Origin of the sequence: Corynebacterium glaucum (assembly GCF_002287505.1) — a bacterium.
Taxonomy (GTDB): Bacteria; Actinomycetota; Actinomycetes; order Mycobacteriales; family Mycobacteriaceae; genus Corynebacterium; species Corynebacterium glaucum.
In genome coordinates, this window is the sequence record NZ_CP019688.1 from 2,210,062 (window position 1) to 2,225,098 (window position 15,037).

At 63.2% G+C, this 15,037-nt stretch carries 13 protein-coding genes; 8 read left to right on the forward strand and 5 right to left on the reverse strand.

From position 1 onward, the window contains the following. The first annotated feature begins 102 nt into the window (after positions 1–102). Entirely contained in the window at positions 103–1,176 is a 1,074-nt protein-coding gene (locus CGLAU_RS10785) for a hypothetical protein (RefSeq protein ID WP_095660704.1), read from the forward strand. A gap of 18 nt (positions 1,177–1,194) precedes the next feature. Here CGLAU_RS10785 and CGLAU_RS10790 read toward each other — a convergent pair whose 3' ends face one another. The 4 genes from CGLAU_RS10790 to CGLAU_RS12320 all read right to left on the reverse strand — a co-directional run bounded on the left by CGLAU_RS10790 (position 1,195) and on the right by CGLAU_RS12320 (position 3,263). Then, the gene (locus CGLAU_RS10790; protein ID WP_157731360.1) at positions 1,195–1,857 is read right to left on the reverse strand and encodes an enoyl-CoA hydratase-related protein; all 663 of its coding nucleotides are present in this window, start codon (positions 1,855–1,857) and stop codon (positions 1,195–1,197) included. After that, entirely contained in the window at positions 1,850–2,749 is a 900-nt protein-coding gene (ppk2, locus tag CGLAU_RS10795) for a polyphosphate kinase 2 (RefSeq protein ID WP_095660706.1), read from the reverse strand. Before ppk2 ends, CGLAU_RS10790 begins: the two co-directional genes overlap by 8 nt. Before the next feature lie 131 nt (positions 2,750–2,880). Next, positions 2,881–3,018 carry a hypothetical protein gene (locus CGLAU_RS12315; protein ID WP_157731362.1) on the reverse strand — a complete coding sequence of 46 codons (138 nt, stop codon included), beginning with the start codon at positions 3,016–3,018 and terminating at the stop codon, positions 2,881–2,883. Positions 3,019–3,107: 89 nt separating this feature from the next. Next, entirely contained in the window at positions 3,108–3,263 is a 156-nt protein-coding gene (locus tag CGLAU_RS12320; protein WP_157731364.1) for a hypothetical protein, read from the reverse strand. 398 nt (positions 3,264–3,661) lie between these two features. Here CGLAU_RS12320 and CGLAU_RS10800 point away from each other — a divergent pair, with 398 nt between their 5' ends. Then, complete coding sequence (locus CGLAU_RS10800) at positions 3,662–4,726, forward strand: alpha/beta hydrolase family protein (protein ID WP_095660707.1); 1,065 nt, start codon at positions 3,662–3,664, stop codon at positions 4,724–4,726. Between the two features lie 89 nt (positions 4,727–4,815). Here CGLAU_RS10800 and groL read toward each other — a convergent pair whose 3' ends face one another. Then, positions 4,816–6,453, reverse strand: coding sequence for a chaperonin GroEL (groL, locus tag CGLAU_RS10805; protein ID WP_095660708.1), 1,638 nt, complete (start codon positions 6,451–6,453; stop codon positions 4,816–4,818). Between the two features lie 274 nt (positions 6,454–6,727). Between groL and CGLAU_RS10810 the strand changes: the two genes are divergently transcribed. The 6 genes from CGLAU_RS10810 (at position 6,728) to CGLAU_RS10835 (ending at position 15,036) form a co-directional block, all read left to right on the forward strand. Then, entirely contained in the window at positions 6,728–8,107 is a 1,380-nt protein-coding gene (locus CGLAU_RS10810; protein ID WP_095660709.1) for a M20/M25/M40 family metallo-hydrolase, read from the forward strand. Positions 8,108–8,325: 218 nt separating this feature from the next. Further along, positions 8,326–8,943, forward strand: coding sequence for an acetyl-CoA acetyltransferase (locus CGLAU_RS10815; protein WP_232507111.1), 618 nt, complete (start codon positions 8,326–8,328; stop codon positions 8,941–8,943). A gap of 294 nt (positions 8,944–9,237) precedes the next feature. After that, a complete protein-coding gene (locus CGLAU_RS10820; RefSeq protein ID WP_095660710.1) occupies positions 9,238–12,258 on the forward strand; it encodes a Na+/H+ antiporter subunit A in 3,021 nt (1,006 codons plus the stop codon). Further along, positions 12,259–12,750 carry a Na(+)/H(+) antiporter subunit C gene (locus tag CGLAU_RS10825; RefSeq protein ID WP_095660711.1) on the forward strand — a complete coding sequence of 164 codons (492 nt, stop codon included), beginning with the start codon at positions 12,259–12,261 and terminating at the stop codon, positions 12,748–12,750. 34 nt (positions 12,751–12,784) lie between these two features. Next, positions 12,785–14,524: a Na+/H+ antiporter subunit D gene (locus CGLAU_RS10830; RefSeq protein WP_095661183.1), complete on the forward strand. Its 1,740-nt coding sequence runs from the start codon at positions 12,785–12,787 to the stop codon at positions 14,522–14,524. Continuing rightward, entirely contained in the window at positions 14,524–15,036 is a 513-nt protein-coding gene (locus CGLAU_RS10835; protein WP_095660712.1) for a Na+/H+ antiporter subunit E, read from the forward strand. The genes CGLAU_RS10830 and CGLAU_RS10835 overlap by 1 nt, the downstream gene beginning before the upstream one ends. Position 15,037 lies beyond the last annotated feature (1 nt).

A 15,037-nucleotide genomic window follows, 5' to 3' on the forward strand; every position in this document is an offset into this window, starting at 1 on the left:
ACCGATTTGACCTAACCGCTACTCTTCTTGGGGGAAATGGTTCTATTTTCTGGAGCTTATTTATACTTGCTCTCGCCCTACTGATCTTCCCAGGAGACTTTAATGAAGAAGACCTTCCGCGCCAGCCTCGTTGCCGTTGCGCTTGGCGTCAGCACGATCACCGTTCCGGCCGCGTTCGCTCAGGAACCGACAACCTCCGCCGCTACCGCCAACCAGTCGGGCGATCAGTCGATCGCAGAGGCAGAGGCCGCGGTTAAGGACAAGGAGCAAGCCCTCGCTGCCGCCAAGCAGGAAGCTGCGTCCGCCAAGGCTGCGGCTGAGACCGCTGCCGCAGCCGCTGCCGAGGCACAGGACAAGGTAGACGCTGCGAAGAAGGAAGAGGCCGCGGCCGCAAAGCCGATTGCAGATCTCGAAGCCGCACAGGCAAAGAGCGATGCAGCGCAGAAGACTGTTGAGGACCTCCGCGCCGCCGAGATTGTCCAGGAAGAGCGCCTCTACACCGCAATGGTGGAGCTGGAAGCTGCAAAGGAGCGCAGCCGCAACGCAATCAACCACGTCGACGTGCGCAAGGCCACCGCCGACGTGCTTAAGTGGACCAACGAGCACCTCGCCGCGATCAAGGACCTGATCGCGGCACAGGAAGCAACGAACGCAGCACGCCCGGAGGCAGAGACCGCCCTAACTGAACTGACAGCTGCCGAAGAGGCCGCAGCCCCGAAGCAAGCTGCTTTGACTGAGGCGCAAGAGAAGACTGCTGCAGCTCTGGCTGAACTGGAGAAGGCTAACGCTAAGAAGTCCGAGGCCGAAAAGGCGCTTAAGGACGCCAACGACAAGGTCAAGGCACTAGGGGGGCAGACGGACGCCGAGCCGACCACCAGCGCGACCTCCACCGAATCCACGACCACCACCGAGGCGGCGGAGCCGACCACTTCGGAGACTTCGACCGAATCCTCCACCACGACGACGACCGCGACTTCCACCGAGGCTGCGGAGCCGACCACCTCGGAGGCCGCGAGCGAGACCGCGACCACCACCGAGTCGACCACCACTCAGCAGCCCAAGCCGCGCCCCACGACTCCGGTCGCTGACGCTGTAGTTGGCGTGATCACGGTCATCTCCACCACCATCACCACCCTGTGGGATCAGGTGAAGCGCGCATTCCCGTGGCGGCGCTAACTTACGCCTAAAACGCTATTAGGGCCGCGCGTCCCACGCGGCCTGCACGCCCGCGTCGCGTTCAGCTTCGGTGAACAGCGACGGGGCGAACTGCTGCTTCACGTTTGCCACGGTCTCGGCGGACTTGCCGGCAAAGTTGCCGGCAAAGGCAAGCGCGTCTTCGAGGCTGCCGCGGCCGACGGCGAAACCGGTAGCTACCGCGGTATCGACGTCCAGCGGAAGCCCCGCAAGCAGCATCGCGCGCGCCCTGGCCCCGCCAATGAGTTCGGCTAAGGCTTCGACGGGCCAAGAATCGACACCGATGCCAATCTTGGTGACCGGAAGCGAGCAGACCGCGGTCTCGGAAACAACCCGCAGATCGCAGGCCATCGCCAACATCATTCCCGCACCGATCGCGGGCCCGTTCAAATAGGCAACCGCTGGCAGCGGGCTCGCGACAATAGTGCGCATCAGCTTGGCAATTACGGGATAGAGCGCGTCCTGGAAATCCGTCTCATCCAAATCGGCACCCGCGCTGAACACGGTGCCCTCCCCGGTCAGGACGATCGCCCGGGTTGAGGAGGGCGGGTGCAAGATTCCGTCGATAAGCAATGTGCAAAGCTCCTGGCTGAGCGCATTGCGTTTCTCGTGCCGGTCGAGCGAAATTACGCGAACCGGCCCGGAGTCGACGACCTTAATCACCGATCTGATCGCGCCCCCGCTTAACGATCTTCGGGTCCGGCTCGCCCACGATCTCATGATCCTTGTTCGTGTACTCGAACTTGCTCAGAATGTAGCGCATCGCATTGAGGCGGGCGCGCTTCTTGTCGTTGGACTTAATCGTGATCCACGGAGACTCGTCGGTGTCCGTGTAGCGGAAAGTCTCCTCCTTCGCGCGCGTGTAGTCGTCCCACTTGTCCAGGCTGGCCAGGTCCATCGGGGAGAGCTTCCACTGGCGCACCGGATCCACCTGGCGGATGGCGAAACGGGTGCGCTGCTCCTTCTGCGTGACGGAGAACCAGAACTTGGTCAGCGAAATGCCAGAGCCGAGGATCATGTTCTCCAGCATCGGCACCTCGCGGAGGAACTCAGCGTGCTGCGACTCGGTGCAGAAGCCCATCACTCGCTCCACACCGGAGCGGTTGTACCAAGAACGGTCGAAAAACACGATCTCGCCCGCAGCAGGGAAGTGCTCAATGTAGCGCTGGAAGTACCAGGAGGTACTTTCGCGTGGCGACGGCTTCTCCAACGCCACGGTGCGCGCTCCGCGCGGATTGAGGTGCTCGTTAAAGCGCTTAATAGTGCCACCCTTACCAGCGGCGTCGCGGCCTTCAAACAAGATGATGTGGCGCTGACCGGTATCTTTCGTCCAATTTTGCCACTTCAGCAGCTCGATCTGGAGGGCGCGCTTCTTCTCCTCGTACTCATCGCGGCTCATCCGCTCTTCGTAGGGGTACTGCTCGCGCCACGTCTGAATCGGCGTGCCGTCCGGCATGAGGAGCACCGGGTCGTCCTCGTCAGAATCGTCCACGATCCAGCCTTCGGTCGCGGCGAGGTCGATCATCGGCATATCGTCATCGTTGTGGTCAGCCATACCGGGAATCTTACGCTGACCGGCCACATGTTGCGGGGTGAGATGGTGGCGGATCAGGCAGCAGTTGCAATGCAAAAAGCCCCGCCAAAAGTGGCGGGGCGAACTGCGAGCGCTTTCTCAGCGCCTAAGCCTTAGAGCAGGCCGAGCAGCTTGTGAGCGTTCTCAGCAGCGCCTGCGAGGGACTTCAGGATGTCCAGAAGAGCGCCAGCGAGGTGAGCGTCGGAGGAGACGAACTTCCAGTTCTCGAGAGCGGTGGTGATGTTTTCCATGGTTTGCTCCTATTCAGCAAGTATGAGTTGGTGGGTGGCACTAAGTGCCGGGTGACATTGAGTCCGAGAGAACTCGGACCGTCGACTGACTAGTTAGCCTTAGCTTCCGGGGCCAGGCCGGTCTGCTTGTCGCCCAGCTCGGTGAGCTTCAGGAGGAAGTCCGGGACGAAGCGGAACAGGCCGACGATGTTCTTGCCGAAGGTCTCGAAGTCCTTGAGCGCGGAGATGATTGCGGAGAGATCCATGTTGTCCCCTTAAGTGTTGGTGCCAGATGTCTGGCGAGGTTTTGACAGTTTCCTGACACCCTTCGAGGGGCATCACGGGTTGTAGTATGCCACAGCCAATCTTTCGCGCAAGAGATTCCTCTAAATTCCCAGCCGAATTGGTTTCGAGTATTTTGGCGGGTTAGTTAACCCCAACGTTAACTTTTGTTAAGTAATTCCGGCTACCAGCAACATTTGTCGCCGAAAGGTGAATGCCGAGTTACGGCCCCCTTGTTGATGTAACACCAGTGCACAAAATGCCCGATAAGAGCATCCAAAGCAGGCTTTCCAGGCTCCCACATCCGGGGGTGATTCAGCGCCGAGACTAAAGTTATCCGCAACGCCTCCACAGAACCCTCCCCTACTTCCAAGGAGCTCCGATGGCCGCAGAGTGGCACGAACTTCACCCCGGCGAAGCACCTGCTGCGCCCGCCGGGGCCGCGACCTACCGCGTGATCTACCCAGCCCCAGGCGCGCGCAGCGAGGTCACCATGTCCGGCCTCGTCACAGTGCCGGAAAGCACCGCCGCAACCGAAGCTGGAACTGCAGTGCCGCTGCTCTCCTTTGCCCACGGCACCACCGGCATCTCAACCTCGAGCGCGCCCTCCCTATATAAGGAAGGCGACCCGATCGGGCGCTACATCGAGCGCTCAACGGTCTTCCTCCAGAGCTGGGTCGATGCAGGATTCACGGTTCTGCAGCCGGACTATGAAGGGCTTGGCGTGGAGGAAGTCGGCGGGACCTACCTGCACCGAGCGAGTTCCGCCGGGGCGATCAACGGTCTGGTCGAAACTGCGAAGAAAAGGTTCGATGCGCAGCACTGGGTGAACGTTGGTTACTCGCAGGGCGGGTACTCTGCGCTTGCGGCAGCGGACAACCCCACAGAGGGACTAATGGCAACCGTGGCGATCGCGCCCGGTGACACCGAGCTGGTGAACAAGAACCTGCGCATCATGGGCATCGGCCCGGTGGATGTCGCGCGCATGCTCTCAGGCCGCGCGGTGCGCTTCTTCCCCATCGTGCTCGCGTCCGCGATGAACGCGTTTGAGGACGTCGACGGCGACGCCTTCCTCTCCGACCTCGGGCGCGAGCTCGTTGCGAAGGCGAACACTCTGACTCTCCCCGAGTTAGAGGAGGAAGTGGAAGATATTTCCGGCGGAGACCTCTTCTTCTCCAATGCTGACACCACTGTGCTGCAGGCGCGCCTGGATGAGCAGCGTCTCGAGCTCATGCACCCGCAGGGCCCGGTACTCGTCCTGGTCGGCAACCAGGACACCACCATCAACCGCGAACACGTCATCGGCCAGGTCAACGCCTGGGAGGCGGCGGGCGTTGAGGTGAAGTACGTCGAGCTCGATGGCGTGGGCCACGGCAAGTCCATCTCGGAGGCTCAGGCGCCGATCCACGAGTGGGTGGCGCAGCGCGACGGTCGCGCCGCTCGGTAGAACAAGGTCGGTCACAATGGGCCGTCGATAAGCATTGCATGCGAAAAAGCCCGCACGAGGCGGGCTTTCCTGCGGGAGGGGGGCAGAGCTTACATCATGCCCATGGCCTCCGGATCCATGCCAGCGCCTGCGCCAGCCGGCTCCGGCTTGTCAGCAACGACAGCCTCGGTGGTGAGGAACAGTGCGGCGATGGAAGCAGCGTTCTGCAGCGCAGAACGGGTCACCTTCGCCGGGTCAGCGATGCCGTTAGCCAGCATGTTGATGTACTCACCGGTGGCGGCGTTCAGGCCCTCGCCCTCCGGCAGGTGCGCGACCTTGTCGGCAACAACGCCCGGCTCGAGGCCAGCGTTGAGCGCGATCTGCTTCAGCGGTGCGGACAGCGCCTCGCGGACGATGCGCACGCCGGTAGCCTCGTCGCCCTCAAGACCGAGGTCGCCCTCGAGCTCCTTGGCAGCCTGCAGGAGTGCAACGCCACCGCCGGCGACGATGCCCTCCTCAACAGCAGCCTTCGCGTTGCGCACGGCGTCCTCGATGCGCAGCTTCTGCTCCTTGAGCTCCACCTCGGTGGCAGCTCCAACCTTGATCACTGCAACGCCACCGGCCAGCTTGGCCAGGCGCTCCTGCAGCTTCTCACGGTCGTACTCGGAGTCGGAGTTCTCGATCTCGGCGCGGATCTGCTTCACGCGGCCCTCGATCTGAGCCTGGTCGCCGGAACCCTGGACGATGGTGGTCTCGTCCTTGGTCACCACAACCTTGCGTGCCTGGCCGAGCAGCTCGATGCCAGCGGTCTCAAGCGACAGGCCGACCTCCTCGGAGATGACCTGGCCGCCGGTGAGGATCGCCAGATCCTGCAGCATGGCCTTGCGGCGGTCGCCGAAGCCCGGTGCTTTCACAGCCACAGACTTGAAGGTGCCGCGGATCTTGTTCACCACGAGGGTGGACAGGGCCTCGCCCTCGACGTCCTCAGCGATGATCAGCAGAGGCTTACCGGACTGCATGACCTGCTCGAGCACCGGCACGAGCTCCTTGACGTTGGAGATCTTGCCGGAGACCAGCAGGATGTACGGGTCCTCGAGTACGGCCTCGCCGCGCTCCATGTCGGTGGCGAAGTATGCGGAGATGAAGCCCTTGTCAAAGCGCATACCCTCGGTGACCTCGAGCTCCACGCCGAAGGTGTTGGACTCCTCGACGGTAATCACGGACTCCTTGTTCACGGAGCCGTTGCCCACGGCGTACATCGCCTCGGCGATCTTCTTACCAATCTCCGGGTCACCGGCGGAAATGCCTGCGGTGGACGCGATCTCCTCCTGGGTCTCAACCTCCTTGGCGGAGTTGAGCAGGGACTGGGAGACCTTCTCGGTGGCAGCTTGGATGCCGCGCTTGATGCCCATCGGATTGGAGCCGGCCGCGACGTTGCGCAGGCCTTCGCGCACGAGCGCCTGGGCGAGGACGGTTGCGGTGGTGGTGCCGTCGCCGGCGACGTCGTCAGTCTTCTTCGCAACTTCCTTGACCAGCTCGGCGCCGATCTTCTCGTACGGGTCCTCGAGGTCGATTTCCTTGGCGATGGTCACACCGTCATTGGTAATCGTCGGCGCGCCCCAGCTTTTCTCCAGCACCACGTTGCGGCCCTTTGGGCCAAGGGTGACGCGCACTGCGTCCGCCAGGGTGTTCAGTCCGTTTTCGAGGCTGCGGCGTGCTTCCTCGTCGAATGCAATCATCTTTGCCATGTGAGTTTGTTGCTCCTTATATATATGGGAACGAGCACTCAATTCGTCGGTTCCAAGCAGGCGCCCGCGACGGCACGGCTGATGAGTGGTTCAGCCTCACCTACTCGAAGGTTCATTTAGCACTCGCATTGTTCAAGTGCCAGCACCCATTTTTAGCACTCGCATGGGTCGAGTGCAAGATCGGCGCAAGGTTTCAGCACCCAGGCTCTTTTCGCTTATCGACGGCCCTTTCAAACGCGAATCCAGTCCGAAAACGCGGTGGTAGCGTGGGGATATGAGTAACGACAACGCAGTAAACAGCGCAGTGACCAGCACCGACTTCACTTTCTCGCCGAACCGAGAGCGCATCTTCCAGGAACTCGCGGAGCTGATCTCCCACTACTCCCCGCACTCTATGCCGGAGCACGCCGCGACCCACGAGGAAGCCGCAAAGTGGGTGACTGCCAAGCTCGAGGAGCTCGGTCTTGACGTCACCCGGCACCCGACCGTGGATGATGCGGACACCATCATCGGTGTCAAGGAGCCGGTGGGCGATGCCCCTACCGTCCTCCTCTACTCCCACTACGATGTCGTGCCCGCCCAGAACCCGGCCGTGTGGACGAACGACCCACTCGAACTCGACGAGCGGGGCGGCCGCTGGTACGGCCGCGGCGCCGCGGACTGCAAGGGCAACGTCATCATGCACCTCGCAGCTCTGCGCATGGTCCAGGAGAACGGCGGCACCGACCTCGGCATCAAGGTGGTCGTGGAAGGTTCGGAGGAGCTCGGCGGCGAGGACGGCCTGGGCAAGCTCATCGACGCCAACCCTGAGCTGTTCACGGCAGACGTCATTTTCATTGGCGACGGTGGCAACGTGGCCGTCGGCATCCCGACCTTGACCACCCACCTACGCGGTGGCGCGCAGCTGCGCATCAAGGTGGACACCCTTGAGGGCCCAGTTCACTCGGGCGGCTGGGGCGGCGCGGCACCGGATGCGGCGCATGCGCTGATTCGCATCAGCGACTCCTTCTTTGACGAGCACGGCCGCACCACCATCGAAGGCGTGGACACCACCGCGAAGTGGGAAGGCGACCCGTACGACCGCGAGACCTTCCGCAAAGACGCCCGCGTACTCGATGGGGTGCAGCTGCTCGGCACCGTCGACGACGAGCCGGCAGACATGGTGTGGGCACGCCCCGCCATCACCGTCATCGGCTTTACTTCGGTGCCGGTGAAGGACGCAACGAACATCGTGAACTCGACCGCCGAGGCCCAGTTCAACCTGCGCGTGCCCGCACCCCAGTCTGCTGCCGAAGTGGCGAAGAAGGTGGAGGAGCAGATCTACGCACGCGCGCCGTGGGGCGCAAAGGTTGAGGTGAGCGTCACGGGTGTGAACGAGCCGTTTTCCACGGACCCAAACGGTCCGGCGGTGCAGCACTTTGGCAAGTGCATGCAGGACGCCTACGGCGCTGAGCGCCTCACCGTGGTTGGCACCGGCGGTTCCATCCCGCTCACCGTGACCCTGCAGAAGCACTTTCCCGACGCAGAGTTCGCGCTGTACGGTGTCGCGGATCCGGCCGCGAACATCCACGGCATTGATGAATCCGTCGACCCGACGGAAATCGAGCACGTCGCCATCGCAGAGGCAACATTCCTGCTCACCTACGGAAAATAGACGGATCATGTGCGTGAGTTGATAGTTGTGTTGCAGATCACTGTGGTATCGGCTACTGTGATCTGCGTGACACAAAGAACTCTCCTTGTACTCCGAGTAGCCGGGGCTACGGACCCCGCCGCGTAAACAGACCCCGCGGCGCGCGGAAGTAGTCGTTAGCACCCCACTACCAGGGTCAGACCCCAGCAAGGCCCCAGCTACTTCAAGGAGTACCGCTCATGTTCACCGCCACCAGCACCGCCGCCACCCACACCGATCGTGCCCACTCGCTCCACGGCGCACTGCACCTCTTGTCGACGGCGCACCCGCACCTCGAGAGCCACCCTCAGCACGCGCCTCACGCTGAACCGGCTGCGCAGCTCATCGAGCCCGACCCACTCAAGGCGCGCTACGAAATCGACGCCAACCTCCCCCGCGAGCTTCGCCACGAAGCACGCGACATGGACTGGGGTCTATTCATAGCCACCTACGCGCCGGAGCCGACGCTGAAAGTCACGCTCACTGCGTGCAAGCAGAAGGATTGGATGAAGTCCGAGTACTCCTTCGACGTTTACGCCAGCCCGAAGGCTTCCGCCTCGCAGAATTTCCACGAGACGATCGAGGCTACCGGCCCAGTTCGCGCGATCAGCCAGCTCCTCGACCGCCACCGCCGCTATGTCGAGATCCTCGCATTCCACCAGATCGAGATCTTTGAGGCGACCGCGACCTGCCTGAAGGTCGGTCACTCCGAGCGCGATCTCCGCAAAGCATGGGTCATTGGTTTCGGCGGCACCCCGGAAGCGTCCGCGGCCGCCGCAATGTCTGCCGGCGCACAGCGCATCCACGGCAACCTCTAAATATCGGCCGATAGTTGAACTGTCAACGGCAACCCCTGCGCCCGGCCTGAAAGCCGGGCGTTTTCGCTGCTCGGAGGGTGTCGCGTGTCGATTGCGCTCGGCTTATGTAAAATGCCAAGCGTTGGCCGCGCCATGTACCCCTGACGCGCCTTTTATCTTGTCGCCACTTTGTGCAAGTTAAATACGGTGTTTCTCACAACGTTTCTTACGACGTTTCCAAACTGAGTTCGAAGAGTTTTCAACGGTCGCGGCCTCGCCACCCCAACTGCTACGCACCGAGGAGGGCCGTAGGACGTGCTGACGCTGCTCATCGCGCTATTCGCCACGACGGTTGCAGCACCGGTTCTTCTGCGAGTGATTGGGCGCCCGGCGTTCGGCATCCTCGCAATCGTCCCGGCCGTTGGCTTCGGTTGGATGGTCAGCCTGTTCAATCGTGGCGTGTTCCGCGACGGCGGCGAGATCGTTGCGGCGTTTCAATGGATGCCGTCGACGCACCTCAATCTGGAATTTCGGCTTGACGCCCTCGCGGCGCTGTTCAGCCTCATCATCCTGGGTGTCGGCGCGCTGGTGCTGTTTTACTGCTGGGGCTACTTCGACCAGAACCCGCGCCGCTTGGCCAAGTTCGCCGCCGAGCTGACCATGTTCGCCACCGTCATGTACGGGCTGGTGATCTCGGACAACTTCCTACTGATGTACGTGTTCTGGGAGCTGACCTCGGTGCTGTCGTACCTGCTGGTCTCCTACTACGGCGAGCGCGCCTCGTCCCGGCGCGCAGCCATCCAGGCTCTGCTGATCACGTCGTTCGGCGGTCTCGCGATGCTTGTGGGCATCAACCTGCTCGGCGCGCAGACCGGCATCTGGAAGCTCTCCGAGATCTCCCAATTCGCCGACCTCGAGGCCACCACCGGTATCTCGGTCGCGATCGTGCTCATCATGCTTGGCGCGCTGACCAAGTCGGCGCAGGCCCCGTGGCACTTCTGGCTGCCCGGTGCGATGGCGGCACCGACCCCGGTCTCGGCGTACCTGCACTCCGCTGCAATGGTGAAGGCGGGCATCTATCTGGTCGCGCGCTTGGCGCCGGACCTCGCCGCGGTGCAGACCTGGCACCTCGTCGTCCTCACCACCGGCTGCGCGACCATGCTGCTCGGCGGCTGGATGGCGCTGAAACAGCGCGACCTCAAGCTCATCCTCGCCTACGGCACCGTTTCGCAGCTGGGATTCATCACCGCGGTGATTGGCATCGGTTCGCGCGAAGCCACCATGGCTGGCCTGGCGCTCACGTTCGGACACTCGTTGTTCAAGGCGACGCTGTTCATGGTGGTCGGCGCAATCGACCACGCCACCGGGACGCGCGACATCCGCAAGCTCTCGGGCTTGGGCAAAAAGGAGCCGATCATTGCCATCCTGGCCATCGTGTCGGCGGCCTCGATGGCGGGCATCCCGCCGCTGTTCGGCTTCGTGGCCAAGGAAGCCGCGCTCGAAGCGGTGCTGCACGAGGAGCTACTCACCGGTATGCCGGGCAAGATCACGCTCGTGGTGCTGGTCGTCGGCTCCATCCTCACCATGGCGTACTCGTTGTACTTCCTGCACGGGGCGTTCGCCACCAAGGGCGATGTCGAAGACGTCGACGACAAGGGCTACTCCCCGGTCGTGCGCGAGATGCACGACATCGTGCCCACCATGTGGCTCTCCCCGCTCGTCCTCACCATTTGCACGGTGGTCTTCGGCATGTTCCCGGCGTGGTTCTCGGGGGCCTTTAACGATTACTTGGGAGTGCGCTTCCCGGCCGTCGATAAGCAAGAGCTCAAGCTGTGGCATGGGGTGACTGTGCCGCTGATCCTGACTGTGGTGATTGTTGCTGCTGGTGCGGTGATGTTCTGGCAGCGTGACCTGGTGCGGCGCGCGCAGCCCGAGCGGCCGGCGCTGGGTGACGCCGACGCGGTGTGGGACAACCTGCTCAGTGCGCTGCGCACGCTTTCGCTGCGCCTGACGGCGTCGACGCAGCGCGGCTCGCTGACCATCAACCTGGCCGTGATTTTTGCGACGCTGATGGTGGTGCAGCTGGCGTACCTGATCCTCGGAGAGAGCAACAGCATCCGCATGATCCTGTGGGACAGCACGTGGCAGGGCATCGTGGTGATCATCATGGTGGCCATGGCCGTGTTTGCGACGCTGCAGAACAACCGCCTGTCCGCGCTGGTGATGGTGGGGCTGACCGGCTACAGCCTGGCGATGATCTTCGCGCTGCACGGTGCGCCCGACCTGGCGCTGACGCAGGCGCTGGTGGAAACCATCGTGATGGTGATCTTCATGCTGGTGCTGCGCAAGATGCCCACCGAGGTCGAGCCGCGCACCGACGACAACCGCCTGCGCGCGTGGCTGTCCATCGGTGTGGGGCTGAGCGTGACCATCGTGGGCATGACCGCGATGTCCGCGCGCGTGGCGGAGCCGATTTCGAAGGACATGCCGGACCTGGCGTACGAGATCGGCCACGGCCGCAACACCGTGAACGTGCTGCTGGTGGACCTGCGCGCGGCCGATACGTTCGGCGAGATCCTCGTGCTGGTGATCGCCGCGACCGGCGTGGCCAGCCTGATCTTCGGCACCGGTAAATTCGGCCGCGCTTCGCGCCGCCCGACGCTGTCTACCACGAAGGCGCGCTGGCTCGCCGCCGGCGTGGCCACCGAGACGGAGCAAAACCGCTCCATCATGGTCGATGTGGTCACGCGCATTCTGTTCCCGTCAATGATGCTGCTGTCCGTGTACTTCTTCTTCTCCGGCCACAACGCGCCGGGCGGCGGTTTCGCCGGCGGACTTGTTGCGGCGCTTGCGTTCTCGCTGCGCTACCTCGCGGGCGGGCGCGAGGAGATCGAGGAGGCGCTGCCCGTCGATCCGGCGAAGCTGCTGGGTACCGGTGTCATGATCTCCTTCATCGCGGTGGTCACGCCGATGTTCTTCGGGTACCCGCCGCTGATAAGCAACTACGTCACGCTTGAGCTGCCGCTGATCGGCGAGTTCGATGTGCCGAGCGCGCTGGTCTTCGACGCCGGGGTGTACGTGATCGTCATCGGCCTGATCATGCACGTGCTCACCTCCATGGGCGCCTACCTCGACCGCGAGGAGGACCTGCGCAAGGAGCGTGCCCGCGACCGCGCCCGCGAGCTGCAGGAAAAGAACCTGAAGCGGCGCGGCAAGCAGGCAAGGTTACGGCAGGCTCGTCAAGAGGAAAGAGCCGGCTTTGCGACGGCCGGTTCAACCGCAGTCGGCACCACCACGCTGGACACCCGCGACGCCACAAAGGAGGGCAACGACTAGATGGAAGCGAACCTGTTCCTCCTCATCGGCTCCGGCGTGCTGATCACCTGCGGGGTGTACCTCATGCTGGATCGCGCATTGACCAAGATGATCATGGGCGTGCTGTTGATCGGCAACGGCGGCAACCTGCTGCTGCTGCAGGCAGGCGGCCAGGCGGGCTCCCCGCCGATCCTTGGGCGTTCCTCCGAGGTGGTCGCGGAGATGGCGGACCCGCTCGCACAGGCGATGATCCTCACCGCGATTGTGATCTCGATGGCGCTCGCGGGCTTCATGCTGTCGCTGGCCTACCGCCAGTACCGCTACCGCACGGACGACATCATCGAGCGCGATGAAGAGGACCGCGCAGTGGCCACGCGCCCGACCACCCCGTCGGCCGCACCGGATCACGACGCTTCCGACGACCCGGAGACCGGGCGCCTGTCGTCTTCGGGCGACGCCTTCGGCCCGCACTTCTTCGAGAACCCGGTGAGGGAGGCCGACGGTGAACGCTAACCTTCAGCAGTTCGCGGACACCGCGCTAGTCGCGATGCCGTACCTCACGGTCATGCCGCTGATCCTGCCCGCCGCAGCCGCCGGCCTCATCCTGATCTCCGGGCGCCACCTGCGTACCCAGCGCACCATCGCACTGTTCACGCTCTTCGCGCTCGCCGTCATCTCCGCCACGATGATCATCGCCGTGGACATCCACGGCATCCAGACCGTGCAGATGGGCGGTTGGGACGCACCTATCGGCATCACGCTTGTGAGCGATCGCTTATCGACGATCATGCTGTTCGTCTCATCCATCGTCCTGTTCGCAGTGATGTGGTACGGCATTTCCCAAGGTGTTCGCGACGGCGATGAAGATGACCCCGTCGCGGTGTTCCTGCCGATCTACATGCTGCTGTGCATGGGCGTGAACCTGTCCTTCCTCGCAGGCGACCTGTTCAACCTTTACGTGGGCTTCGAAGTCTTCCTCGTCGCCTCCTATGTGCTGCTGACCATGGGTGCCTCCCCGGGCCGTGTGCGCGCCGGCATCGGGTACGTGATGGTTTCCATCGCATCCTCGATGGTGTTCATCTTCGCCCTTGCGATGATCTACTCCGCGGTAGGCACGGTGAACATGGCGCAGGTAGGCATCCGGATGGAGGAGATCCCGCAGGGCACCCGGGCTGCGATCTTCGCTACCTTGCTCGTGGCGTTCGGCATCAAGGCGGCGATCTTCCCGCTCGATGCCTGGCTGCCGGACAGCTACCCCACCGCGGCCTCACTGGTGACGGCCGTCTTTGCGGGCCTGTTGACCAAGGTCGGCGTGTACGCGATCATCCGAATGCGCTCCACCGTGTTCACCGATGGCTCGCTGGATACGCTTTTGATGTGGGTTGCGTTGCTCACCATGATCGTCGGCGTGATGGGCGCGCTCGCCCAAAATGACATCAAACGTTTGCTGTCGTTCACCCTGGTCAGCCACATCGGCTACATGATCTTCGGCATCGCGCTCGGCTCCGTCGCCGGGCTGTCCGGCGCGATTTTCTACGCAGTGCACCACATTTTGGTGCAAACCTCGCTTTTCCTCGTGGTCGGCCTGGTGGAGCGCCAGGCTGGCTCGGCGCAGCTGCGCCGCTTGGGCTCGCTGATGTACACCGCACCCTTGATCGCGATCCTCTACATCATCCCGGCGCTAAACCTCGGCGGCATCCCGCCGTTCTCCGGATTCCTGGGCAAGATCATGCTTATCCAGGCAGGTGCGGAGGACGGCTCCTGGCTGGCGTGGGTACTCATTATCGGCGCCGTGGTCACCTCTCTGCTCACGCTCTACGCAATGATCCTGGTCTGGTCGAAAGCGTTCCTGCGCGACCGCAACGACGCCCCCGAAGGCGATGTCGCCATGGCGCGACCATCCACCTTGGCGGACCGCTACGCCACGACCACCGTCGCCGAGCGCCAAGACCCGGGCCGCATCCCGGTGGGCATGATCATGTCCACCGCGCTGCTGGTGACCACGTCGCTATCCATGACCGTGCTCGCTGGCCCGATCTCGGACATCACCGACCGCGCCGCACAGTCCACCCAGGACCAAGCGATCTACCGCGACGCGGTACTCGACGGTGACCTGGACAACCCGACCCGGCGGCCGGAGGAGTTCGCTAAACCGTCATCCGGCGCCGGTGGCTACGATTCGCTGGAGCAGCGCAAGACACTCGGTGAGGAGCAGGCACCGCAAACCACCGGTGTGACCACCGAACAGGTGCCGGTCCCAGTCAACGGCGAAGGCGGTGACCAGTGATGCTGCACGGATTCAAGAATCGCTTCCGTGGGCCGTTCGTCGTTTGGCTCACACTGATGTGGATCCTGCTGATGGGCGAGCTGAGCTGGGGAAACCTCGCGGCTGGCGTCGCGCTCGCGGTCCTCCTCGTGGTGCTGCTGCCACTGCCGGAAGTGCCGCGCCAGGATACGAAAGTGCACTGGGGCAAACTCGTCGCCTTTATCTTCATCTGGGTCCGAGACCTATTGGTGGCATCGGCGAAGGTGGCGTGGCTCGCGCTGCGTCGTCAGGAGCCGCCGCCGAACGCCATCGTCCGGGTGCCGATGCGCGTGTCGTCGGAACTGGTCCTCTACCTGGCCACCTGTGCGTACAACCTGCAGCCGGGCGGCTCCGTCACCGACATCGACATCGCCAACCGTGAGTGGACCATCCACATCCTCGACGCGCGCGACGAGGCCGCGGTGCAAAAAGAAATCCGCAACGTGCAGACACTGGAGCGCCAGATGATCGAGATTTTCGAAGGTAGGAGGTAAG

Bases quoted from the DNA above. Each gene is read 5' to 3' on its own strand.
- CGLAU_RS10800 (WP_095660707.1), top strand. From the start codon at position 3,662: ATGGCCGCAGAGTGGCACGAACTTCACCCCGGCGAAGCACCTGCTGCG.
- CGLAU_RS10825 (WP_095660711.1), top strand. From the start codon at position 12,259: ATGGAAGCGAACCTGTTCCTCCTCATCGGCTCCGGCGTGCTGATCACC.
- CGLAU_RS12320 (WP_157731364.1), bottom strand. From the start codon at position 3,263: ATGGATCTCTCCGCAATCATCTCCGCGCTCAAGGACTTCGAGACCTTC.
- ppk2 (WP_095660706.1), bottom strand. From the start codon at position 2,749: ATGGCTGACCACAACGATGACGATATGCCGATGATCGACCTCGCCGCG.
- CGLAU_RS10835 (WP_095660712.1), top strand. From the start codon at position 14,524: ATGCTGCACGGATTCAAGAATCGCTTCCGTGGGCCGTTCGTCGTTTGG.
- CGLAU_RS10810 (WP_095660709.1), top strand. From the start codon at position 6,728: ATGAGTAACGACAACGCAGTAAACAGCGCAGTGACCAGCACCGACTTC.
- CGLAU_RS10785 (WP_095660704.1), top strand. From the start codon at position 103: ATGAAGAAGACCTTCCGCGCCAGCCTCGTTGCCGTTGCGCTTGGCGTC.
- CGLAU_RS12315 (WP_157731362.1), bottom strand. From the start codon at position 3,018: ATGGAAAACATCACCACCGCTCTCGAGAACTGGAAGTTCGTCTCCTCC.
- CGLAU_RS10815 (WP_232507111.1), top strand. From the start codon at position 8,326: ATGTTCACCGCCACCAGCACCGCCGCCACCCACACCGATCGTGCCCAC.
- CGLAU_RS10830 (WP_095661183.1), top strand. From the start codon at position 12,785: ATGCCGTACCTCACGGTCATGCCGCTGATCCTGCCCGCCGCAGCCGCC.
- groL (WP_095660708.1), bottom strand. From the start codon at position 6,453: ATGGCAAAGATGATTGCATTCGACGAGGAAGCACGCCGCAGCCTCGAA.